Annotated in this window: 21 protein-coding genes; 16 read left to right on the top strand and 5 right to left on the bottom strand. The window is 67.7% G+C overall.

The features are described from left to right. The first annotated feature begins 19 nt into the window (after positions 1-19). From ACXJLU_RS14165 to ACXJLU_RS14140, 6 genes are all read left to right on the top strand, one after another. On the top strand, positions 20-1,051 hold the full coding sequence (locus tag ACXJLU_RS14165; RefSeq protein ID WP_457331879.1) for a carbohydrate ABC transporter permease: 1,032 nt from the start codon (positions 20-22) through the stop codon (positions 1,049-1,051). A gap of 6 nt (positions 1,052-1,057) precedes the next feature. Beyond that, a complete protein-coding gene (locus tag ACXJLU_RS14160; RefSeq protein ID WP_457331877.1) occupies positions 1,058-1,960 on the top strand; it encodes a carbohydrate ABC transporter permease in 903 nt (300 codons plus the stop codon). Positions 1,961-1,977: 17 nt separating this feature from the next. Beyond that, positions 1,978-2,940: an AraC family transcriptional regulator gene (locus tag ACXJLU_RS14155; RefSeq protein WP_457331875.1), complete on the top strand. Its 963-nt coding sequence runs from the start codon at positions 1,978-1,980 to the stop codon at positions 2,938-2,940. Beyond that, complete coding sequence (locus ACXJLU_RS14150) at positions 2,937-4,418, top strand: glycoside hydrolase family 16 protein (protein WP_457331873.1); 1,482 nt, start codon at positions 2,937-2,939, stop codon at positions 4,416-4,418. The genes ACXJLU_RS14155 and ACXJLU_RS14150 overlap by 4 nt, the downstream gene beginning before the upstream one ends. Positions 4,419-4,516: 98 nt before the next feature. Beyond that, positions 4,517-5,221: a hypothetical protein gene (locus ACXJLU_RS14145; RefSeq protein ID WP_457331871.1), complete on the top strand. Its 705-nt coding sequence runs from the start codon at positions 4,517-4,519 to the stop codon at positions 5,219-5,221. Between the two features lie 33 nt (positions 5,222-5,254). Continuing rightward, positions 5,255-5,965, top strand: coding sequence for a family 16 glycosylhydrolase (locus ACXJLU_RS14140; RefSeq protein ID WP_457331869.1), 711 nt, complete (start codon positions 5,255-5,257; stop codon positions 5,963-5,965). On the opposite strand, the gene ACXJLU_RS14135 is transcribed toward ACXJLU_RS14140, so the two are convergent. Further along, positions 5,938-7,155, bottom strand: a complete 1,218-nt coding sequence (locus tag ACXJLU_RS14135; protein WP_457331867.1) for a substrate-binding domain-containing protein — start codon at positions 7,153-7,155, stop codon at positions 5,938-5,940. The two genes, ACXJLU_RS14140 and ACXJLU_RS14135, sit on opposite strands and share 28 nt — an antisense overlap. 230 nt (positions 7,156-7,385) lie before the next feature. Between ACXJLU_RS14135 and ACXJLU_RS14130 the strand changes: the two genes are divergently transcribed. From ACXJLU_RS14130 to ACXJLU_RS14100, 7 genes are all read left to right on the top strand, one after another. Next, a complete protein-coding gene (locus ACXJLU_RS14130; RefSeq protein ID WP_457331865.1) occupies positions 7,386-8,471 on the top strand; it encodes a glycoside hydrolase family 5 protein in 1,086 nt (361 codons plus the stop codon). 109 nt (positions 8,472-8,580) lie between these two features. Then, complete coding sequence (locus ACXJLU_RS14125) at positions 8,581-9,810, top strand: hypothetical protein (RefSeq protein WP_457331864.1); 1,230 nt, start codon at positions 8,581-8,583, stop codon at positions 9,808-9,810. A 31-nt stretch (positions 9,811-9,841) separates the two neighbouring features. Beyond that, positions 9,842-10,510: a hypothetical protein gene (locus ACXJLU_RS14120; protein ID WP_457331862.1), complete on the top strand. Its 669-nt coding sequence runs from the start codon at positions 9,842-9,844 to the stop codon at positions 10,508-10,510. Positions 10,511-10,526: 16 nt separating this feature from the next. Next, positions 10,527-11,438, top strand: coding sequence for a hypothetical protein (locus ACXJLU_RS14115; protein WP_457331861.1), 912 nt, complete (start codon positions 10,527-10,529; stop codon positions 11,436-11,438). A gap of 49 nt (positions 11,439-11,487) precedes the next feature. Continuing rightward, positions 11,488-12,483: a nicotinate-nucleotide--dimethylbenzimidazole phosphoribosyltransferase gene (locus ACXJLU_RS14110; RefSeq protein ID WP_457331859.1), complete on the top strand. Its 996-nt coding sequence runs from the start codon at positions 11,488-11,490 to the stop codon at positions 12,481-12,483. Positions 12,484-12,594: 111 nt separating this feature from the next. Then, positions 12,595-13,281 carry a response regulator transcription factor gene (locus tag ACXJLU_RS14105; RefSeq protein ID WP_457331899.1) on the top strand — a complete coding sequence of 229 codons (687 nt, stop codon included), beginning with the start codon at positions 12,595-12,597 and terminating at the stop codon, positions 13,279-13,281. A gap of 19 nt (positions 13,282-13,300) precedes the next feature. Further along, on the top strand, positions 13,301-14,611 hold the full coding sequence (locus ACXJLU_RS14100; RefSeq protein ID WP_457331857.1) for a HAMP domain-containing sensor histidine kinase: 1,311 nt from the start codon (positions 13,301-13,303) through the stop codon (positions 14,609-14,611). Here the strand turns inward: ACXJLU_RS14100 and ACXJLU_RS14095 are convergent. Beyond that, entirely contained in the window at positions 14,608-18,198 is a 3,591-nt protein-coding gene (locus ACXJLU_RS14095) for a sensor domain-containing protein (protein WP_457331855.1), read from the bottom strand. The two genes, ACXJLU_RS14100 and ACXJLU_RS14095, sit on opposite strands and share 4 nt — an antisense overlap. 102 nt (positions 18,199-18,300) lie before the next feature. Further along, on the bottom strand, positions 18,301-19,248 hold the full coding sequence (locus ACXJLU_RS14090) for a LysR family transcriptional regulator (protein WP_457331853.1): 948 nt from the start codon (positions 19,246-19,248) through the stop codon (positions 18,301-18,303). Positions 19,249-19,350: 102 nt separating this feature from the next. On the opposite strand from ACXJLU_RS14090, the gene ACXJLU_RS14085 reads away from it, so the two are divergent. Further along, on the top strand, positions 19,351-20,175 hold the full coding sequence (locus ACXJLU_RS14085) for an NAD(P)H-dependent oxidoreductase (RefSeq protein ID WP_457331851.1): 825 nt from the start codon (positions 19,351-19,353) through the stop codon (positions 20,173-20,175). 46 nt (positions 20,176-20,221) lie between these two features. Here the strand turns inward: ACXJLU_RS14085 and ACXJLU_RS14080 are convergent, their stop codons facing one another. After that, complete coding sequence (locus ACXJLU_RS14080; protein ID WP_457331849.1) at positions 20,222-21,319, bottom strand: AraC family transcriptional regulator; 1,098 nt, start codon at positions 21,317-21,319, stop codon at positions 20,222-20,224. 189 nt (positions 21,320-21,508) lie between these two features. Here ACXJLU_RS14080 and ACXJLU_RS14075 point away from each other — a divergent pair, with 189 nt between their 5' ends. Together ACXJLU_RS14075 and ACXJLU_RS14070 are read left to right on the top strand one after the other, a co-directional pair. Further along, positions 21,509-22,312, top strand: coding sequence for an SDR family oxidoreductase (locus ACXJLU_RS14075; RefSeq protein WP_457331847.1), 804 nt, complete (start codon positions 21,509-21,511; stop codon positions 22,310-22,312). Between the two features lie 24 nt (positions 22,313-22,336). Then, entirely contained in the window at positions 22,337-22,633 is a 297-nt protein-coding gene (locus ACXJLU_RS14070; protein ID WP_457331845.1) for a YciI family protein, read from the top strand. Positions 22,634-22,669: 36 nt separating this feature from the next. Here ACXJLU_RS14070 and ACXJLU_RS14065 read toward each other — a convergent pair whose 3' ends face one another. After that, on the bottom strand, positions 22,670-23,434 hold the full coding sequence (locus ACXJLU_RS14065) for a WecB/TagA/CpsF family glycosyltransferase (protein ID WP_457331843.1): 765 nt from the start codon (positions 23,432-23,434) through the stop codon (positions 22,670-22,672). Positions 23,435-23,441: the final 7 nt, after the last annotated feature.

Genomic DNA, 23,441 nt, shown 5'->3' with positions numbered 1-23,441 from the left:
CGAGACCGGAAGCCCCCCCATGTCCGCAGTCCCCGCCCCGAACGGAACGCCGGCGAAGAAGGCGAAGCGGCGCCGGCTCAAGCCGTGGCGCTTCATGCCCTACGTGTTCGTCGCGCCGTTCTTCATCCTGTTCCTGACGTTCGGCCTGTTTCCGCTGCTGTTCTCCGCGTATGCGTCGTTCTTTCGCTGGGAGCTGACGGCGGGCCTGGGGGGCATGAAGTGGGAGGGCCTCGGCAACTACGCCTTCGTCCTGCAGTTCGATGACCTGCCCTGGTCGCACTTCTTCTCGGGCCGGTTCTGGTCCGAGCTGTACGCGCGCGACTTCTGGCGCGCGATGTACAACACCTTCTGGCTGGGCATCGTCTCCGGACTGCCGCAGCACCTGATCGCGGTGCCGCTCGCGTTCTTCATCCACACGAAGTTCCGCCGCGCGCGCAACCCGGTGATCGCGATGTACTTCCTGCCGTACATCACCAACACCGTGGCGATCACGCTGGTGTTCTCGTCGCTGTTCTCGCGCGACTTCGGCGTCGTCAACCAGGTGCTCACCGGCCTGGGCCGGCTGGAGATGTTCGGCCTGCATCCGCTCGCCTGGCTGTTTCCGGTGCAGAACGTCGACTGGGGGCGGCCGGAGTACACGCGGCCCATCGTGTCCTTCATCGTCTGGTGGCGCTTCGTCGGCTGGAACACCGTGCTCTACCTGTCGGCGCTGCAGACCATCCCGAAGGACCTGTACGAAGCCGCGACCATCGACGGCGCCGGGCTGTGGCAGCAGTTCCGCTACATCACGGTGCCCTTGCTGCGCCCGATGATGCTGCTGGCCGTCACGCTGACCATCATCGGCAACCTGCAGCTCTTCGAGGAGCCCTTCATCCTCACCGGGGGCACCGGCGGGGTGGGGCAGGTGGCCGAGACGGTGGCGATGCAGATGTACAAGGTGGGCCTCAACGATGGCGACTTCGGCACCGCGTCGGCCGTCGCCTGGCTGATGTTCATGGTGATCGCCGCGCTCACGTGGCTCAACAACCGCACCCTCGGGCGCAAGGATTGACCGGCCATGACCGCATCGCAACTCACCGCCCAGGCCATCGCCAGGGCCCCCGCTTCGGGCAGCCGGCGCACACGGCTGCTGCGCAACCTCAGGCCCTCCGGGTGGCTGCCCTACGCCATCGTGATGATGGGGGCGCTCATCATGCTGGCGCCGTTCTACTTCATGTTCGTCTTCGCGACGCACACCAACAGCGACATCCTCTCGATGCCGCCGCCGTTGTGGTTCGGCTCGGCGCTGGCCGACAACATCCACCAGCTGGTCGCGCTGCGCCCGCACTTCTGGCACAGCCTGGGCCTGTCGCTGTGGGTCGCGGTGGCGGCCACCGCGCTCAACCTGTTCCTGTGTTCGCTGGGCGGCTACGCCTTCGCGATGTACGAGTTCCCGGGGCGCGACACGCTGTTCGCCGGCCTGATGGCGACGATGCTGCTGCCGGCCTTCGTCGGCATGATCCCCTTCGTGCTGCTGATGAAGGAGATGGACTGGCTCAACAGCACGCGCGCCCTCATCGTGCCCGGCGCCTGCTCGGCCTTCGGCGTGTTCATGATGCGCCAGTACATCGGCTCGGCGCTGCCGCGCGAGCTCGTCGAGGCGGCGCGCATGGACGGCTGCGGCGAGTTCGGCATCTACTGGCGCGTCGTCGTGCCGCTCATCGGGCCGGCCATGGGCACGCTGGGCCTCGTCACCTTCATCGGTTCGTACAACAACTTCGTCGGCGCGCTGCTCGTGATGAGCCAGCAGGAGATGTTCACCGCACCGCTCGTGCTGCGCTCGCTGCAGGGCACCGGGCAGACGCCCTGGGGCGCCATCAGCGCAGGCTCGGCCATCACGGTGCTGCCGCTGCTGATCCTCTTCGCCGCCACTTCACGCCGCCTCATCGAGGGCCTGTCCGCAGGCGCCGTCAAGGGATGAGGTGCCAAAGTTGCCCGATGAACACGAACCTCCTGGTCGCCGACGCCGCCGCGCAGCTCCGTTTTGCGCAAGGCCTTCCGCCCGCCGGTGCCGGGCCGCTGAAGGCGCCCGTGCGGCCGCGTGAACAACCCTCGCTGCGCAGCCACCACCTGCGGCGCATGGAGCAGGTGCTGGACCACGTCGAGATGCACTTGTCGAAGGACCTGAGCCTGGAGCGGCTGAGCGACTGCGCGGCGTTCTCGCCGTTCCACTTTCACCGGCTCTTCCTCGCCTGGACCGGCGAGACGGCGAAGGAATTCGTGCGCCGCCGCCGGCTCGAGACGGCGGCCGGCCGGCTGCGCCACTGCCCGAACGAGAAGGTCACGGCCGTCTCGCTCCACTGCGGCTTCGCCTCGCCGGAAGCCTTCGCCCGCGCCTTCCGCGAGCACTTCGGCATGACGCCGTCCCGCTGGCGTTCGGGCGGGTGGATCGGCTGGCGAGCGCCGGCCGACGACAGGCGGACCGCCACGAACTGCCGTGTCGAACTCAGGCACTTCGAGGCGAGGGAATGCCTCTACATGCGCGAGCGCGGCGACTACGGCCACAGCTCTGAGGTCCTGCACACGCGCTTCGTGCCCTGGGTCGACAGCATGGGCTTGTCGGACCGGCCGATGCTGTCCATCGGCCTCGACGACCCGGCCATCACGCTCGCAGCGCAGTGCCGCATGGACGCCTGCGTCGAGCTGCCCGCCGGCTGGCAGGACCCCGGCCTGCGGGCCATGCGCAAGAGCCTGCCGGCGCACTGGGCGGCCTGCCTGCGGTACGAAGGCCCGTCGAGCGAGATCGGGCGCGGCTGGAACAGCTTGCTCACCGAATGGCTGCCGGCATCCCCCTTCAAGCTCGCGGAAGGACATTTCATCCAGCGCTGCGAACCCGGTACGCCGCCGCCCGGTTCGCCGTTCGTGCGCTGCGAGCTGTGCATGCCGGTCAGCGCGGCATGAAGCGCGCAGCGTGGTGCCTGGCGGCACTTGCCGCGGCGTGGCTGTCCGTGCCGGCCTGGGGTGCCGACGCACCGTCGGTGGTGTGGGCCGATTTCAGGACGCCTCCGGCCGGCCGCGAGCGGCCGCCGGTGACGCTTCTGCAGATCTCCGAGAAGCCCGGCGATGTCGCGGCCGACCCGCTCGGCGTCTACGACGGCGGGGTGCGGGTGTCCGGCCGCCTGGGCCGTGCGCATGGAAGCACCTGGACCACGCTGGGGGTGGACGTGGGGGCCGGCCGCGGCGGGGCGGCGGTCGACCTCTCGGCCTTCCGGAACCTGCGCATCCGGCTCGTGTCACCGACCGAACAGGTGCTTCGCATCCGGATCAAGGGCACCGACACGAAGTTGCAGAACACCGGCTGCTATCCGGTGCTGCTGCAGCGGGTGCGGGGCACGATGGACCTCGACATCCCGCTGGCGGTCTTCGAGCCCGAGCCCTACTGCGCCGGCAACGGCGCGAGCATCGCGCAGACCCTGCCGGCCGTCGCGAGCGTGGAGGTCACGGCCAACGAACCGTCGCAGGAGCCGGTGCGCTTCGAGCTGGGGCGCATCGAGTTCCTGAATGCCGCGGGCGACGCGGCGGCCGTGGCAGCGCCGCTGCCGCCGGCGGCCATTCCCCGCGAGACGCGGGACGGCGCATGGCGGCTCGCCTGGGCCGATGAGTTCGATGCGGCGGCGACCGTGCGGGTCGACGAGAAACGCTGGCGCGTGCACAAGGCCCCCCGCGGCGCGAGCCCGCAGCTCGACGGCCATGGCCGCTTGCTGCTGCCGCCCGCGAGCAGCCTTCGCGTGCGGCCGACGGGCGCGATGATCTACGGCCGCATCGAGCTGCGCGTGAAGCTGCCGGCCGGTGCCGCGCGCGTCTCGTTGCAAGGCGCACCGCTGACGTCGCTCGACTGGCTGGAAGCCGGCGAGATCGCGTTGATCGAGAAGGACGGGGCCGACCTCCATCTCGGCCTGTACGCGCCGGGCATCGCCGACGAGCCGGCTTTCCATGCGCCGGTGGAACTGACGCCTTCGAGCGATGGCTTCCACCGCTTCTCGCTCGAATGGGACCCGGTGAAGATCCGATGGGCCCTCGACGACGTGGTGGTGAAAGCGGTGCTCCACGCCGACGTGCCCACCGGTGCGCGCGAGGTCTTCGAGCAATGGCCCTTCCTGCTGAACCTGGAAGCCGGCCCGGGCACCGAGCCGATGCTCGTCGACCATGTCCGCATCTACCAGAAGGACGAGCTGGCCGCCTTGTCGCGCGAGCGGCTTGCGACCTGGAAGACGGCGTACGACCCAGTGAACGACTCGGCGAACGCCGCGGTGCAGGTCTCCCGTCGCGTGGCGAGGCCGACGCCACCGCGCAAGGCGGCCGAGCCGGCGACGCCGGCCGCGCGCACGCGCGTCGTCACCTGCGAGCGCAACAAGTTCGGCTTGATGATGTGCTTTTGAGCCCTGAGCGCAAGAACGGCACGGTCAAACGCAAAGACGCGACTGTGCCGACGGCAGCGTGAGAACACCATCCACGGGTCACTTCACAGGAGACCTCAGTGGATCAGATCTATCGGCGTTCATGCACCGCCCTGACGGCGCTCTTCAGCGCGGTGGCGCTCACGGCTTGCGGCGGGGGAGGGAGCAGCACCCCCACGCCGGCTGCCTCTGCAGCGCCGTCGACCCCCGTTCCGTCACCGCCCGCGGGCCCGTCGTCGAGCGATGTCGCATTCGCGACCCCTTCGAGCGCGACGGACACCAGCGAGGCCGGCAAGATCGAGACCTACGCCTTTGCCGAGAAGGGCAACGAACTCGTTGCCGGTGCGCCGACGTATGCACCGGGCGAGGCGAGCTTCAGCGCGACGCTGTCGGGCAGCCAGGCCTACGCCGGTGCGGCCATCCGGCTCTACGCGCCCGGCAACACCGGCGCGGCACCGGTCACCGCCTTCAATGCCGCGGGTTTCGCCAGGCTGAAGATCCAGCTGAAATCGTCGAGCGACGGCGTGTTGTCGATCAAGCTCCAACCGAGCCCGGTGGCGGCCGACGGCTGCACGGCGACGGCCCAGGCCATCGTCAACTCGAGCCTGTCCGAACTCGTCATCGACCTGAACGACACGATGTTTCCGCTGCCGGACTACTGCAATGGCATCGGCTCGAAAGTCGGCACCATCAAGTCAGGTCTCTTCGCGGTCGACGTGATCAACGCCGCGACCACCACGGGCGCGCACAACCTGAGCGTGGGCACCGTGAAGCTCGCCCCCTGATCGCGCACGACAACCCACAACGAGGAGACAAGCATGATCACTTCCATCGTCAAGGGCGCCCTCGCCCTGGTGCTGGCCATGGGCCTGCACCTGAACGCGCAGGCCACCAACTTCTTCGACGGGTTCGACGGCACGGGCGGTCCCAACGGATCGACCTGGGAGACCGCCAACTGGGCCAATGGCGACATCTTCGGCTGCACCTTCGCCTTCAGCGAAGCGTGGCTGACAGGGTGGGGCGGGCTGGACCTGAACGTCAACGGCAGCAACCGCAACGCGGTGAAATGCGCCGAGGTGCGCACCTGGCAAAGTTTCCAGTACGGCAAGTTCGTGACCCGCCTGCAGCCGGGCACCATCCCCGGCGGCAACAGCTCGTTCTTTCTGTTCACCGGCAACGCGGGCACGTCCAACCACTTCGAGATCGACCTCGAGTTCATCAAGGGGGGCACCGTCCTGCACACCAACGTGTGGACGGCAGGCCGCCAGAACTTCCAGCAGTTCGCCATCGCCACCGGCTGGCGGACCATCGGCTTCGAATGGCGGCCGACCTACGTGCGCTGGTTCCACGTCAACGATGCCGGCGTGGAGATGGAATTCCGGCGCGTCAACACGGCGTTCTCGGCCCCGATGCGCCTGATGCTGAACCACTGGGTCGGCAACAACTCGGCGAACGCCGTCGGCTTCGTGGGCACCTACAACGGTGGCGGCGGTCCGGCCTACTACGACTGGGTGAGGGTCTCGGATTGAGCCGTGTCGCCAGGCGGCGGTGCCGTGGTACCCCGCACCATCAGCTGCAGATCCAGCGACCCGATCGGGGCCTCGTTCAGCTGGTTCACACCCAGCAGCCGAAGCAATTCCCGGGCGGCGGTACAACCCATCTCGTAGATGGGTTGCCGAACGGTGGTGGTCGGCGGCACGGAATACTCGGAAGCAGGCAAGCCGTCGAACCCCACCAGCGAGACCTGGCCCGGCACCTCGATGCCTCGATTGAACAAGACCAGCCGCGCGCCATTCAAGCTCTGGTCGTTCGCCGCGAAGACCGCCGTCAACCCGATGCCGGAATCGAGCAGGGCCTGCATCGCCCGCACGCCACCCGGCTCGGAGAAATCGCCATGCACGATGAGGCGCTGGTCCACCGAGAGACCGGCATCGCGGTGCGCATCCATGTAGCCCTGCATGCGGGCGATCGCATCGGGCTGGTACTCGATCCCGGCGATGTGGGCGATTCGCCGATGTCCCAACTCGATCAGGTGACGGGTTGCCATGTAGCCGCCCTGGCGCTGGTCGACATCCAGCGAACGCAGGCGGGGGCCGTGGCAGTCGCGGCCGATCGCGACGATGGGCTGCAGTTCGGAGAGATCCAGCAACTGCTCATTGCTGAGCCGTCCCCCGATGACCACGATGCCATCGATCTTGCGCGACATCAGCACGCGCACGCGCTCGGTTTCGTCACCGGTGCGATTCCAGTGGCCCGAGATCACGATGGGGGTGTAGCCACCGCTCATCAACTCATCTTCCACGCCCTTGGCTGCACGCGAGGTATAGGGGTTGTCGAAATCCTGCGTCAGCACGCCAATGGCCATGCTCACGCCACTGCGCAGGCTCTTCGCCACGAGGTTCGGCTTGAAGCGCAGCTTCTTGATCGCGGCGTCGACGGCCTCGCGCCTGGGCGAGTCGACCTGGCCGTTCAGGATGCGCGACACGGTGCTGGCCGACACCCCGGCCAGCCGAGCCACATCCTGCAGGGTCGAACTCTGCTCCGACGCGCCTCGGTTCGCCAGGGCGCCGTGCCTTCCTTTGGTAGGGCTGGTCATTGAGATGCTTGCCCGAACGGGCGCTCCTTGGCGGTTCCTGGAATCGATTGCACCAAGCATCTTCCAGCAAACGGTTGCTTCGTTTCGCGAATCGATGCCGGCATGGCGAAAAGAGTCGCCCATCGCTCAGTAATTCACGTTATCCCGATCATAAGGCATTGACCCGTTGACACGACTAGTAACCTTGCTGCAACATTCTCCTCAGCTTGCAATCGATTGCACGCACATTCCACACCTCATGACCGGAAGTTGAACGAATGATGAAGACGGAAGCAAGCTCGCCCAGCGGCGCCCCTGAAAATCCTTTTCCAGGCCTTCGTTCCCCGTCGTTGCAATCGATTGCACGACTCGCCGTGACCGCGATCCTGCTCTGCGCGGGGCTGGCGGCGTGCGGTGGGGCCGGCGGCGCAACGGCGTCCGACGCGCCAACGCTGGCCGACTATCCCGCCGCGGCGGCGGGCACCCCCCCTGGCGCCTCGGCGCGAGCCAACAGCGCTGCGGCTGCGTTCGGCCGCGGTGTGAACTTCGGCAACATGCTCGAGCCGCCGCGAGAAGGCGACTGGGGGCTGACCGTGGAGCAACGCTTCATCGATCTGCTCGATGGCGGCACCTTCGACAGCGTCCGGCTGCCCGTCCGGTGGAGCAATCACGCCTCGGCCGATGCGGCGGCAGTGATCGACCCGGCCTTCTTCGCCCGCGTTGACAGCGTGGTCGACCGCCTGCTGGACAAGGGTGTCTACGTGCTGCTCGACATGCACCACTATCGCCAGCTGGACGGCGACGTGCTGGACGCCAACGAACGCGCGGTGGACCCCGCCGTGCTGGAAGTGCGCTTCCTCGCGATGTGGCGCCAGATCGCGGCTCGCTACAAGAATCGCAGCGACCGGTTGATCCTGGAGGTCTACAACGAGCCGCACGGCAACCTGACCGATCGCTGGAACGACCTCRTGGCGCGGGCTGTCGGCGTGATTCGCCGCGACAACCCGCAACGCCTGATCGTCGTCGGCCCGACCAGCTGGAACAGCGCAGCCGACCTGTCCAAGCTCGTGCTGCCCAACGACGCCAACCTGATCCTCACGGTCCACAACTACGAACCGTTCAACTTCACCCACCAGGGTGCCACGTGGGTCACCCCGGCGCTGCCGGTCGGGCAGGGCTGCTGCACGGCGGACCAGCTGTCGCGAATGACCTGGGGCCTGGACCTCGCGAAGGCCTATGGCACGCAGGTCGGCTACCCGGTCTTCGTCGGCGAGTTCGGGTCGTACTCGGCCGCGGACAGCGCCTCGCGGGTGCACTACTCGCGTGCCATGCGCGACCTGATCGAAGCCCGCGGCATGAGCTGGCACTACTGGGAGCTGGCCTCGAGTTTCGGCGTCTACGACCCCTCGGGTGCCGGTGCGTTCCGTACCGACCTGAGAGATGCCCTGTACGGCCGATGAGCGTCTCCAGCTTGATTTCCCGCGTTGCGCCACGTCGCGGCACAACGCTGATCCGTCCGCCCGCCACGTGCAGGCAATCGTCTACCACCCCCACAGCAAAGAAGTCCCCATGAACATCGACAACTCCCATCGCATGGCCGCCGTCTCGACCCTGTTCCTGCTGCTCGCAGCCTGCGGCGGCGGAGGCACCCCGGTGCCGGGCCCGGCGCCTGCGCCTGCACCAGCGCCCTCCGTGCCGGTCACCATCAATGGACAAGTCGTTGCGTCGTTCACCGCGGCCGACGGCAGCACCGACCAGGGGCGAACGGCCTCGGCATTCGCCTATGCCGAAAAGCCGGGCGACTTGCCCGCCCTGCCGGTGCTGGGTGTCAGCGGCAACATCCTCAACGTCACCAGCAGCTTCAGCAACGCCGGCGCCAGCACCTTCGGCGGCGTGGGCATCGACATCCCGCTGCGCGATGCCGATCGCAACCAGGTTCAGTCCGGCGCGACCAAGGTGCAGTTCTCGCTGGCATCGACCGGCACCAACAAGACGCTCAAGCTCAAGATCAAGGCACTGGGCTCGACACCCAACGGCTGCGTGCCTGCGGCCAGCGTGACCGTCACGGCCACCCAGACGAACTACGAGCTGGCGCTGACCGATGCCAACTTCAAGCTGCCCGACTTCTGCGCCGGCGCGACTGCCACCAACCCGGCGCTGGCCGGCACGCTGGCCAACATCGGGGCCATCGAGGTGTCGGACGAGGCCTTCCCGACCACCGGCTCCGCCACCGTGGCGATCCATGTGGGAAGCATCGCCTTCGCGCCCAAGCCTGCCACACCGGCCACGTCGGCCGTGTCGATCACGGGCCCGTTCTCGTTCGAGTACGGCACCGGCGCCACGGGAAATGCCATCGCCGAAAGCAGCTCGGCGTACACGCTGACCGGCAACCGGACGGCCGCCACCGAGTCGTGGGCTGCCACCGTGGCCGTGCTGCCGCTGACGGCGACGAGCGACGTGTCCGGCTGGCCCGCATTGAGCATCAACCTGGCCTCCACCAGCAACAGCCAGGTCGTGCTCATGCTGCAGTCGGCCGATGCGGTCGATGACGGCTGCTTCCCGAGCTATGTGGTCACCGGCCTGAGCGGCACCGCCGCGACTCGCGTGATTCCCTTCTCGTCGTTCAGCCTGGCCAACAACCCCGATGCCAGCTGCGCTGCTGCGAGCGCCACGCGTCCTGACACCGCACTGGCGCTGACCAAGCTCAAGCAGTTCCAGATCCGCGAGCTCAAGGGCAGCGCGGGCCTGGACGCGGTGTCGGTGGTCATCGGCAAGCCTGTCCTGCTGTCGGGTCAGTGATCGACGCGGATCCAATCAACAAGGAGATGACATGAAGTTCGGCCCCTTCCTCGCCCTCGCAGCCTGCGCCTTGCTGGGCGCGTGTGCCCAGTCGCCCAAGCCCATGGTCGTTCCACTCGCGTCGCAGGCCGCGGCGCCCAGCGTGCAGGCCGACGCGGCCGATCGCTTGTGGGCGACGACGTTCAAGAGCCCGTCACGCACGCCGGAGGGAGGCGTGATCACCAGTTTCGCCTTCTCCGAGAAGCAAGGCGATGCGCTGGTGTCGCCGCTGGCCGTGCAGGGCGATGTCCTCGCCGTGACCGGGCAATTCTTCGGCAAGGGCGCCAGCGCGTGGGGCGGTCTCGGGGTCAACATCGGCGCGCCGAGATCGATGCCGGTGAAAGCCGGCGATTACCGGTTCCTGACGATCCGGCTCAGCTCGGCCACCAGCACCCGCCTGCGGGTGCGGCTCGTCGGGCCGGACGAGGCCACGCAGCGGCTCGGCTGCTACCCGATGGTGTGGCAAGCCGTGAAGCCCGAAGTGGCCGAGTACCGGATTGCGCTGGAGCGCTTCGCGCCCGAAGGCTATTGCGGCCCCAAGGGTGTCGCGCTCAAGCCCACGCTGGAGAGCCTGACCGGCATCGAAGTGGCCGAAGCCGCGGCGCCGATGCGTGACCGCACCGTGAGCTTCGGCGTGGGTGCCATCGGGCTGGCTCGCTGAGTCGAGGGGGCATGCCATGCGCCACCTGAATCACACCACCTCGCTCACCCGCGGGCTGGCCACCGCGTTGGCTGCGCTCGCCCTGGAGGCGACGGCACAGGTGCCGGCTCACATGCCGAATCCGGACAAGGCCGACGAGCAGGCCAAGCGGCTGGCCGAGAGCCCGTTCCGCCGCATCCTGGAAGCGGGCCGGGTCGAGGTCAAGCTGCGCCGGGAGGTCGAAGCGCCCGCTCCCGCAGCCGCAACGTCTCGACGCGTCACCGCTGCGGCGCCGCCAGCAGCGAAGCTGCAGGCGCCCCGGGCGGCGGGCGAGGCACCGGCCCCGTTGCTGGCATCGATCCCGGCGACCACCGCGGCGGCGGTTTCCCCTCCACCGGTGACGGTGGCCGGGGTCGAGCGCCTCTGGGCCGCCTTCAACGGCGCGACGGCCGTGGTGGAGGGGGGCTCCATCGAGGGGACGGTCTATTCCGAAAAGCCTAGCGACGCGATCTTGGGCGACATCTCCGTTGGCAACAACGGTGTGCTCAACGTCACGGGGCAGTTCAACACGCGCGGCGGGAGCCAATGGGCCGGCGTCGGGATCGTGGTGATTTCGCCACGACCTGTGGTTGCCTCCGCGTACAAGGCGTTGAAGGTTCACCTGGCGGGCCATACGGTGGGCAAGCTGCGCCTGCGCATTCTGGGCGATGACACGGCCATTCAGCAAAGGGGCTGTTATCCGGTCGTGATGTTGCCGGTGAAGCCGCAGGTCACGGAGTACCGCGTCGAGTTTTCGCAATTCGCAGCGCCGGAGTACTGCGGTGCCGATGGCGTCGACGTCAAGACCACGCTGGAGTCACTCACCGCCATCGAGATCATCGACGCGGCAGAACCCGTGCGTGATCGCGCGGTGAGTTTCAACGTTGGCACGCTGTCGTTGCTGAAGTAGGAAGCCCGCGGCACGCGCCAGCCGCGAGCGTCAACGGGCTTGACACAACATGATCGCTACCGACGACATCCCACGCCGCTACGACCCCGCGTTGGCTGAACGAGTGCGACATGGCATTGGCCAGATGCCCGGCTCGGGCGGCGTGCACAGCTGCGTCGGGTTCCTGGCCCAGAAACTTGCACAGATCCAGGGTTCGGCCCGGCCGCAGCTGGAGAAGCCTCAGCTGGTGGTTTTCGCCGCCGACCACGGCATCGTGGCGCGGACGGCTTCGGTCTATCAGGCGGATGTGGCGACGCTGCGGGTGCGCAACATCCTGGCCGGCAACACGGTCGCGTCGATGTTTGCTCGCCGGAACGGTCTGGCGTTGACGCTGATCGACTGCGGCTTGCGCGCCGATTTCGAGCCGCACTTGCAGTTGGTCCGGATCAAGATGGCGCGGGGCACCTTGGACAGCAGCCGTGGTGCGGCCATGACGGTCGGGCAATGTCGTGCCGCGATCGAGCGCGGCACACGCCTGGTCACCCGGCTGCCGGGCAATGTGTTGCTGCTGGGAGAGACGGGCATGGGCAACGAGGCTGCTGCATTGTTGATGAGCCGACTCACCGGCGTGCCGATCGCAGACTGCGCGGGCTTCGGCAACGTGGGTCAGGCGAGGGAGCTCGCGGTGCTGCAGGGGGCACTTGATCTGCATGTCGGCATCTCCAACCCGGTGGCAGCCCTGACGGCACTGGGGGGCCTGGAGATCGCTGCGCTCGTCGGGGCGGTTCTTCAGGCTGCGCGACAGCGCCGCGTGATCGTTGTCGGTGGTTTCGTCACGACGGCGGCTGTGGCTGTTGCCGCCAAGCTGGCACCGGCACTTCTGGAGTGTTGTGTTTTCTCGCATGGCTCGCAGGCGAACGGGCACGCACGGTGGTTGCAGTTGTTGGGCGCCGAGCCCCTGCTCGATGCAGCCGTGTGCACGAGTGAAAGCTGCAACGCCGTGCTCGCCTGGCCCTTGTTGAAATCAGCTGAACAGCTGCTCAGCGCAGTGGCACAGGCCCAGTAGACCCGGCGCTCCCTCGCGGTCCGTCAAGCGGATCGGAAAGTGTTCGGTAAGGATCGATTGCGGAGCATGCCTGCCTTCCTGCGCGTTCTGATGCCCAGGTATAAAAAGGTCATGAACCGAATCTTGTTGATTGAAGACAACCTGGCGTTGGCCGGATTGATCTCAAACGCGCTGGCTGCGGCAGGCGTCGCCGCCGACGTGTTTGACCGCATGGATGCGGCGAAGGCGGCCATGCGCCACGTCGACTATGGCGCACTGGTGCTGGATCGTGGACTGCCGGATGGCGACGGGTTGGTGCTGCTGCGCAGCCTGCGCTCGGCCGGATCGCAGCTGCCGTGCCTGGTCCTCACCGCGCGCGACGCGTTGCACGATCGGGTGGATGGACTGGAAACCGGCGCGGACGACTATCTCCCGAAGCCGTTTGCCATGGATGAGCTGGTGGCGCGCATACGGTCGCTCCTTCGCCGGCCCGCGAGCACCTGGCGCAGCCTGGAGCCGGTGTACGGCGACCTGAAGCTGCGAACGCAGGCCTGCCAGCTGGAATGCCGCGACCAGCAGATCGTCCTGGCGCCTGCCGAGTTGCAGATCATGCTGCAGCTGGTCCAGGCGGCGGGGGACACGGTGCGCCGCAACAAGCTCGAAGCCGCCGCCTGGGGCCTGTCGGAGGCCGTCACGCCCAACGCGCTCGACGTGGCACTGCACAGGCTGCGCCGCAAGCTGGGTGTCATCGGCGCTGCCGTGGAGATCGTCAACATGAGAGGGCAGGGCTATGCGCTTCGTCAGACCGGACTGGGTTGACAGCCTGTCGTTCCGCGTCGTGCTGGCCCATCTGCTGGGCAGCGTGCTGAGCCTGGGCCTGGTGGCCGGCGTCCTGGTGTCGGTCCTCGGGCAGCCGCTGATGTCCGAGCGCAGCGTGGCGATGGCCGACCTGATCGGCGCGCTGCAGTTCGACGCGCAGGGGCACCCCGTGGAGGTGGCTCACTCCGAGCAGTTCGCGTGGATGTATCGCAGCATGGGATCCGAAGTGACCTACCGCGTGCTGGATCCGGCCGGCGCGGTGGTCCTGTCGCCGAGTGCGGACCGGCGCCCGCTGACCTCGTCGGTCGAGGAGGGCGTGTTCGCGGCCAACCTGGATGGCGTCGCGCTGCGCGGCCGGGCCGTGGCCGTGATGCACGGCGGACAGCGGTGGCTGGTGCAGTTCGCCGCCAGCCAGCGCCTGAACGACCGCCTGCGCAACGACCTCTGGCTGCCCCTCGTCGGCTCGGGCGCGTTGGTCGGCGGTGGCGTGCTGCTGGTGGTGGTCACGGTCATCACCAGCATCACGCTGGCGCGGCTGCTCAGGCCTTTGGTCCAGACCTCCGCGCAGGTCGCCCGGATCACCCCCGAGGCGCTCGATGCGCGGCTGGATGAAGCCCGGGTGCCGTCGGAGATCCGGCCCCTGGTCCACAGCTTCAACAGCGCGCTCGAGCGGCTGGAGCGTGGGTTCGAGCTGCAGCAGGAGTTCCTGGCGACCGCAGCGCATGAACTCAAGACACCGCTGGCGATGATCAGTGCGCAGATCGAGGCTGAGCCCCATCTCGTGGGTCGGGCCACCTTGCTCAGGGATGTGCAACGCATGGCTCGCCAGGTGCAGCAGCTGCTGATCCTGACCGAGACGCGCGAGGCGCAGAACTATCGCTTCGGCAGCGTCGAGCCGCGCCTGCTCCTGGATGAGATCGGCAGCTACCTGCAGCGCCTGGCGGATGTGGCGGGTGTGGACATCGCGTTGCAGGTGCCGCCCGGCCTCCCACCGTGGCGAGCCGATGGCGGCGCCTTGTTCACGCTGCTGAAGAACCTCGTGGAGAACGCCATCCAGCATGCGCCGCGCAACACGGTGGTGCGTGTGCAGGCGACGCACGACGGACTGTGCGTCAGCGACGCCGGGCCCGGTGTTGCCGAGGAGGACCTGCCGAAGCTCTTCGCGCGGTTCTGGCGCGGCGACACGCGGCGCAACGACGGAGCAGGTCTCGGCCTGTCGATCTGCCGGCAGATCGCCGAGGTGCACGGCGGCACGCTGACGGCTCACCGTGGTGCACCTGGATTGCGGGTTTGCCTGCATCTTCCGGCAGATGCTGCGCTCGCCCGCTAAGCGCGCCCCCCTTCGACAAGGCGAAGCGCCACCTGGACGTTGTTGCGGCCCGCGCCTTTGGCCTGGTAGAGCATCACATCCGCCTGCCTGACGAGCGCGTCGACGGTCGTGGCGTCACCCTGGTAGAACGCCAGGCCGATGCTGGTGGTGACATCGATCGTGTGCTGGTCGATCACGAACGGCGTCCTCATGGCGTGGACGATCTTGGCGGCGACGGTGGAGGCCACCTCCGGCGTCGGCAGGCCTTCCATGATCACCGTGAACTCATCGCCGCCCAGGCGGGCGACGGTGTCGCTGGAACGCAAGGTCCGGGACAGCCTGCCCGCGAATTCCCGCAGCAGTGCGTCTCCCGCGTTGTGTCCGTACCGGTCGTTGATCTGCTTGAACCGGTCGATGTCGAGGTACATCAGCGCCATCAGTGCACCCGTGGTGCGGCAGCGCTCCATCGCCTCGGCGACGCGCAACTCGAAGCCGGCGCGATTGACAAGGCCCGTGAGCGGGTCCACGCGCGCCAGCTCGATCAGCCGCTTCTCTTCGAGCTTCTGGCGGGTGATGTCGCTGACCACGGCGTGGAAGCCGAGCACCGTGCTGCCGTCGGCGGCAAGCTGCGGGATGTACTGCGCCTCGTAGCAGACGTGGCTGCCGTTGGTCATCTCGCTCTGGAACGTGACAGCCTCTCCCCGCAATGCGGCGCGAATGTGCGGTTCGATCGCGCTGTACGCCGCATCGCCCAGCAGCGCGCGCACGGTCTGCCCCTGGAGCTCGTCGCGCGGCCGGCCGAAGCCTCGCTCGTAGGCCAGGTTGTTGAATCGGTAGCGCTCGTCGGCGTCGATGTAGGCCACGCGCATCGGCAGTGCATCGGCCACCGTGCGCAAACGGGCCTCGCTCTCCTGGAGTGCTCGTTGCGCTTCGCGGTACGAGGTGACGTCGGCGACGAGGGTGTACAGGCCGACGACCTTGCCTTGCTCGTCGCGATCGGGAACGGCCGTGACCTGCACATGGCGACGGCCTTCGGGGCGCACCATTTCCCGGTCGTACGCCACCTCCTGCCCCGCCAGGGCGGCCTGCAGCCGGGGCTCGATCTCCGCCCAGGCCTGCTCGCCATAGAACTCCCGCACGCTCGTCCCGATCTGCGGCGCCGCTTCATCGCCAAACCATTGCTGATACGTCCGGTTGACGAAGCGAAAGCGCAGGTCGCAGTCGAGGTAGGAGATCAGTGCCGGCAGGTGGTCGGTCACCATGCGCAGCCGATGCTCGCTCTCGCGCACGGCCTGTTCTGCGGCCTTGGCGGCCGAGATGTCGCGCATGAGTGCCGAGAAGTACTCGACCTTGCCCTGTTTGTCGCGGTGGCAGATGACGATGTGGCTGACCGGGAACTCGCGACGCTGCGCATCCCAGACCAGCGATTCGCCCACCCACACGCCGGTGGCCACCGCCGTGGGCCAGACCTCCGACATGAACCGCTCGAGGGTTTGAGGCGGGTTGAAGTCGGCCATCGTCAGGTGCTCGATCGACGCGTCGAGCGCGACCCCGGTGCGCCCGCGTGCGGCCGGGTTCATGTAGGTGAGCCGGCCCTTCGGGTCGAGCTGTACGACGTAGTCGGTCGTTGCGTCGAAGACGGCGCCCAGCGTGCGAAGCGCCCGGTCGGCCCGCATGCGCTCGGTCACGTCGCGACCCACCGAATGAAGCATCGGCCGACCCGACGGGTCGAGCTGAAGGCTGTCGGTCCACGAAATCCAGCGCTCGGCGCCGTTGGCCGTCTTGATGCGGTTCTCGCCGGTCGCCGTCTTGCCCGTCGACAGAACGTCCGACATGACCTGTCGAACGATCGCGTGTTCCGCCGGCTCGACGTAGTCGAACAGATTCCTGCCCACCATCTGCGCGGGTGTCAGGCCGAACTGCCTCGCATAGGCCGGGTTGACGTAGCTCAGTTCGCCGTCGGGCTGGACGAGCGACACGAGTTCGGACTGGTCATCGAGGATGGCTTTCACCATCTGCTGGCTCGCGACCAGTTGCCTGAGCACCGGCCTCACCTCGCTGTGCTGGACATAGATGGCCAGCGCGACGATGCCGACAAGCGCCAGCGCAAGAAGGTTCAGGCGTGACCTCATCGGCGCATAGAGTGTCTCGACATCGGTTCGCACCGCGAGCCCGAGCCCGAAATCCTTGATCGGCGCGAAGGCCGACAGGACAGGGCTGCCGCGCCGGTCATCGAGGAACTGCACGCCCTGTTCGCCGAGCACGGCTCTTGCCACCGGAAGGGTGGGACCGCCCGCCGCGTCGAACATCGGCAGCTCGAATCCGGACGGCCTGAACCGGTTCGGCGCACAGACCAGCTTGTCCTGGTCGCGGCCGCAGATCGCCACGTCGGAGGTGTCGCGGGACGCCCGGATGTCCTCCAGCAGGCGATCGAACAGCGGCATGCGCTGCTCGGTGACCACGCGTCCGACGGTGCGCTCCCCGACGAGGACGTCGGTTGCCGTGAGGAGCAGGTAGCCGTCCTTCCAGGACAGGATGGTCGTCGACCCGGTGTTCGACAGGCGCTGGATGACTTGCATCTTCGCCGATGTCATGGAGCCCGCCTGCGCCACGCGTGTGGCATTCGCGGTGTAGAACTCCACACCCGTCAGGTCGGTGGTCAGGACGCTGTCGGCAACCCTCTGCAGGAACTCCTTGGCCACCGCGTCGTCGGGCGCCGTGCTCAGCCTGTCCAGGGCCTGGCGCGCGGCCGGCCGCGTTGCAACGGCTCTCGGGAACCACAGGCTCACCTCGATGGTGTGGGCCAGCGAAGTCGCGTTCGTCCTGGCGATGAGCAGCATGTCCTTCGCGACCGAGCGCTCGAAGGTATCGCGCATCACCCCGAACCCCGCGACGCCACCCGCCAGGGCGACCAGCGTGATGACCGCGATCGAGCGCCGCTTGATGCGCTGCTCGGTCCTTTGCAACACCTTGGGTTCAAGCGCCTGGGATGCTTCATGGAGCATCCACAGGCCGGCGCCGACGACCGAGAGCCCGAACGCGGTGACCGGCAGCATCCCGTTGAAGCTCGCCACCCGGTACAGCGTCTCCAGTCCCACGAAGTGACCGACGAGTCCGGCCAGGCCGATGAGGGAAACGGCCAGGGACAGCGTCAGGAAGATGAGCTGGCGAGGCCGGGTGGCGCGTTGCCTGTTCAGCCAGAAGCCGATGCCGGCGAGCAGGAATGCCAGGCTCGCGTTCGCGGACAGCCGGCCGGGATGAGGATGGGTCGCCGTGGAGACGGTGCCGGCACGGGCGATGTCGACGCCCAGGCCGATGCCTGTCGCTCCTTCGAACAGGTAGGCCAGGGGCAGCGCGATCAGGGCGGCGATGCAGATGGCAGAGAGTCGGGTGAGCCAGGCGGCCGGGCTGGAGGGGCGCGAGGCGTTGAACAGGCAGATGCTCGCCGCGACGAAGAGCAGCGGGTTGACGATGCCTGCGTGCTCGGAGCCGGGGATGAGGCGCGCGACGACGTCCACCTGAAACACCCAGCGAACGGCCAGGGTCACGCCGAGCAGCCCGACGGCGAGGCCTGCCACTCGCGCGGTTGAAAGGGCCGATTTCTGCATGGGGTGTACTCGATCCGGTGCTTGCCGCCAGGCGATGTTGTGGCGCACAACCTCTCGACGGGCGGGCGACACCGGAGCAAGCGCTACGCCGCAGAGTACGCCTCAGCGGGAGTGCTGAAGACCGGAAGTGGACCCGCGCGGGATGCCAATTCGAGTTTCGAAACCGTGAACGATGGCCTCTCTCATCCACCTCTGCCCCGCATGCCCATGCCCCCGCTCGTGCCAGACCATCCCCACCGCGAACCCTTCGACGGGAAACGGCGGCTCAATGAGCAGCAGCCTGTCCGCTCGGCCCCGCACCAGCAGCTCCGGCACCAGGGCCACGAAGTCCGACCCCGCCACGATCTCCGGCAGGAACAGGAACGAAGCCGCCGACAGCACCACCGTGCGCTTGTGCCCCAGCGCCGCCAGGGTGCTGTCCACCGGCGTGACGAAGTCGGCCCCGCGCAGCGAGACGATCACGTGCTCCAGCTGCGCAAACCGCGCGACCGAGATCTTGCGCCGCAGCCGTGGATGGTCCCGCCGGCCGATCAGCACATAGCGCTCATCGAACAGGTGCCGCGTCCGCAGGCCCGGTGGCGCGACCTCCGGCGTCATCAGCGCCAGGTCCACGTCGCCCCGCGCCATCTGCGCTTCCAGCTGCGGCAGGTCCAGGTTCCGCAGCGCCACGCGCACGCCGGGCGCCCGGGTGCGCAGTTCCACGACCAGCGGCTGGACCACGGCCGCCTGCAGGTAGTCCGTGCAGGCGATGGTGAAGGTCAGCTCCGCCTTGGCAGGGTCGAAGGTCCTGTGCGAGGCGACGGTGGCGCGCACCTGGTCCAAGGCCTGGCGCAAGGGGTCCAGCAGTTCGATGGCCATGGCGGTCGGCGTCATGCCGCGTTGCGCAGGGATGAGCAAGGGGTCGTCGAACGCGTCGCGCAGGCGGCTCAACTGCGCGCTGACCGCCGGTTGACTCAGGTGCAGGCGGGCGGCCGCCTTGGTCACGTTCTGCTCCACCAGCAAGGCCTCCAGCGTGACGAGCAGGTTGAGGTCGAGGCGCTTGCTATCCATGCCATGGATGGTAGCCAAACAATGCTTCGATTTCACAGATGGCTCGCGACTGCCGAGACTTGCGCCATCGCCCTACAGGCACCACCGATGAAGAGTGAATCGATGCAAAAGAAGGTCCTGATCGTCCATGCGCACCCCGAGCCCACATCGCTGACCCGCCAGCTCGTGGAGGTGTCCTTGCAGACGCTTCGGCAGCAGGGGCACGAGGTGCTGCAGTCGAATTTGTACGACATGCGCTGGAAGGCCGTGTTCGACGAACACGATTTCCCCAGCCGCGCCGACCCGGATCGCCTGTCGTTCATTGCGGAGTCCGGGCACGCCTATTTCGGTGGACATCAGGTCGTGGACATTGCCGCCGAGCAGCAGAAAGTGCTGGCTGCCGATGCGGTGCTCTTCCAGTTTCCGCTCTGGTGGTTCGGCATGCCGGCCATCATGAAGGGCTGGGTGGACAGGGTGTGGGCCTACGGCCTCGCGTACGGCTACCAGAACGCAGGCAACCAGTACCGCTATGGCGATGGCGCCTTCAAGGGCAAGCGGGCGATGCTCGCCGTCGCGGTCGGCGGCCCGGCCCGCGACTATTCGCCGCGCGGCATCAACGGGCCGCTCGAGCAGTTGCTCTTCCCCATCACGCACGGCTCGCTCCATTTCCCCGGCTTCGATGTGCTGCCCACCTTCGCCGTCTATGGCACGGGACGCATCGCCGCGGAGGAGGTCGCTGCGGCCAGGCAGGCCTGGCGCTCGCGCGTCGAACGTCTCTTCGAAGAAGCTCCGATCCCCTTCCGGCCGCAAAACGGTGGCGACTATCCGGACGGCCATGTCCTGGCAGCGCATGTCGCGGCCGGCCAGAGTGGACTGGTGGCGCACATCGCGGGCACGGAAACGGTCCCTCCCTCAGTCGATCTGGGAATCGGCACTCAGCGCCCGTGACGCGCAGTCGTTCAGGACGACCGTCTGGTTTCTTTGGAGCCGAAGCTCAGCCAGGGAGCGCCTCGGGCTCGGTCGCGGCGCTCTTGGAAGCCGCATGCGCCGAACGCACGGCATGCGGCGTGCTGCCGGTCCAGGCTTGAAACGCCCGGATGAAGGAGTTGGGATCTTCGAAGCCCAGCAGGAAGGCGATCTCCGCGCCCGACATCAGCGAGTTCTGCAGGTAGTGGTGGGCCAGCGCGTTGCGCAGCTTGTCCAGCGTCTGCTGGAAGCTCGTGCCTTCGTCCTGCAGCCGACGTTGCAGCGTGCGGCTGCTGACGCCCAACTTGCGGCACACCGCCTGCATCGAGAGGCCGCCGGCGGGCAAGGCCTCGAGCAGTGCACTGCGCACGCGGTCGGCGGTTGTCGCGTGCCGGTCGAGGTCGGCAAGCCGTTGGCGCAGCGCGGGTTCGAAGAACGACCACATGCCGTGGTTGGCGGTCAGGAAGGGCTGGTGCGCGTCCTCCGCCGAGAACACCAGGGTCGGCACCAGCGTCTTCTCGACCGAGACACCGAAGTAGTCGGCGTAGGCCCGCGTTTCCCGGGCCGATGGGGTCGGCTGCGGCCACCCGACGCGCAGGGGGTGCAGCGTGCTGCGGGTGGCCAGCCGCGCCAGTTGGACGAGGAACACCAGCTTGAAGGCCATCAACACCGGCGGCGGCGGCATCGCGTGGTCCAGGAACTCCAGCGTCGCCGTGGTCCTGCGCTCCGTGCGCTCGATGTGCAAGGCCATCGGGCCGGCCAGGCGCTTGTACTTGGCCAGGCGCGCCAAGGCACCGTTCAGGTCGTCGCTGCACAGGGCAACGAACAGCTCGGGCTCGAACCAGTCGGACGTCATCCGTTTCGCGAGCCTCACGGGCACGGGGCCGTCCTCGGTGCCGGCATCCGCCTCGATGGCGGCCCACAGCTTGAAGTACGTCTGCGAATCGAGCCGGGTGTTGGGCCGCGCGAAGAGGTCGCCGGGCAGTTGCGCCCGGCGCAGCACGTTGGCGCCGTTCACGCCGGCATCGTGCATGAGCAGCAGCCAGCCGGGCCAGACCGCAAAGGTGCCCGCGTGTGCCGGGCGCCCGTCCGGCAGCCTGGGGGTGGGTGCTTTCTCGTCTTGCATGACTTCAGTCTACGGGTGGGCCCGAGGATCTGCACCAGCGGAACGCGCCAGGTTGGGCGCATTCGTTGGCGCATTCCGTATGTTGATTGGCGTGTTCGGCGAGTGCCGTGGCGCCGCTGCCTGGGCACAGTCGATCTCGTTCCCAACCCAGCAGCAGCCCCCGGCGCTGCAGCCTCGAAAGCACTGACCATGAAAAAGACTGTCCTGATCACCGGCGCCTCTTCCGGATTCGGCCTGATGGTGGCCACCCGCCTGCACCAGCAGGGCTGCAACGTCATCGGCACCAGCCGCGACCCGAAAAAGTACCCCCATCTGCCGTTCAAGCTGATCCGCCTGGACATCGACGACGACGAGTCCATCAAGGGCTTCACGCAGGAGCTGTTCCGCCTCACCCCACGTCTGGACGTGCTGGTGAACAACGCCGGCTACATGGTCACCGGCCTGGCCGAGGAGACGCCGCTGGAGGTGGGTCGCCAACAGTTCGAGACGAACTTCTGGGGCACGGTCAAGGTGACGAACGCGCTGCTGCCGCACTTCCGTGCCCAGCGCGAAGGCCAGATCATCACCGTCAGCTCCATCGTCGGCCTGATCGGCCCGCCGAACCTGTCGTTCTACACGGCCTCCAAGCATGCGGTCCAAGGCTTCTTCAAGTCCCTCCGCTTCGAGCTGAACCCGTTCAACATCAAGGTCAGCATGGTCGAGCCGGTGTGGTTCAAGACCAATCTCGGCAACCACGCCGTCGCGGCGACCGGCCGGGCCATCGGCGACTACGACACCTATCGCAAGCAGGCCAACGCGGCCACGCAGAAGGGGCTCGACGAGGCCCAGGCACCGGACGCGGTCGTCGACGCCATCGCGAAGCTGATCGCCAGCAAGGAGCCCAAGTTCAGCAACCCGGTCGGCAAGATGACGGGGATGATCCTGTTCCTGCAGAGCTACGCGCCCAAGATGTTCGAGGGCTCGATCCTCAAGAGCGTCCAAACCGCCGCCTGACGGGCGGATCAGCTGGAGATGAACATGAAGTACTACCTTTGCAAATTCATCCCGCCGCGGGCGGACTTCCTGCCGACGCTGTCGGATGAAGAGCGCAGCCTGATGAAGCGCCACGCCGACTACATGAACGAGTTGCTGGCCCAGGGCGTGATCGTCGCTCACGGGCCGGTCATGGATCCCGCCGGCAGCTACGGCGTCTCGCTGTACCAGATCGCCGACGACCAGGAGATCTCCGGCTTCACGTCCGAAGACCCCGTGGTCCAGAACGGCGTCGGCCACTACGAGCACTTCGCAATGCCCAGCTTGAAGTCGCGCAGCTGACGCGAGCCGCCGGGCTGGATCCCGCCGCAGCGCCTCTCAGGCCTCGCGCCGCGCGCGCTTCGGCCCGACCAGCCGCTGCAGCATCGCGATCGCCAGCAGCCGGAAGAAGCCCATGTCCTCGATGAAGTAGCGCCTGAACATGCGGCGCGGCTCCTGCAGGAAGCGGTAGAACCACTCGAGGCCGCTGCGCTGCATCCAGCGCGGCGCACGCCGGGTCAGGCCAGCCATCACGTCGAAGGTGCCGCCGACGCCCATCGCGAACGGCACGCGCATCTCGCGCTGCCAGCGCGCGAGGAACTCCTCCTTGCGCGGCGAGTTGATCGCGACGAACAGGATGTCCGGCCGCGCCTGCGCGATCGCATCGACCACGGCCGGCTCCTCGTCGGCCTGCCAGTAGCCGTTGCGGTGCCCGGCGATCGCGAGCTGCGGGTGCTTCGCATGCGCGCGTTGCACCACCTCGTTGACGACGCCTTCGCGCGCGCCGAGGAAGTAGACGCGCCAGCCCTCTTGTTCAGCACGGCCGAGCAGCTCGAAGAACAGGTCGATGCCGGTGACCCGCTCCTTCAGCGGCTGGCCCAGCAGGTGCGAGGCCCAGACGACGGGCATGCCGTCGGCATTGACCAGGTCGCAGCGCGCGATGATTTCGGCCAGCGCCGGGTCGCGCGCCGCCTTGACCACCTTGTCGGCGTTGATCACCACGTGCTGGTGCGGCCGGCCGGTCGCGATCATCGCGCCGACGCGGTCCAGCGTTTCGCGCATCGACAAATTGTCGACGGCGCATCCGAGAATTTCCTGGCGCATGGGTTTG

This window comes from Rhizobacter sp. P5_C2 (assembly GCF_054049715.1).
Note: the sequence above shows the minus strand (reverse complement) of the source record. Positions and strands in the feature narration are given on the sequence as shown.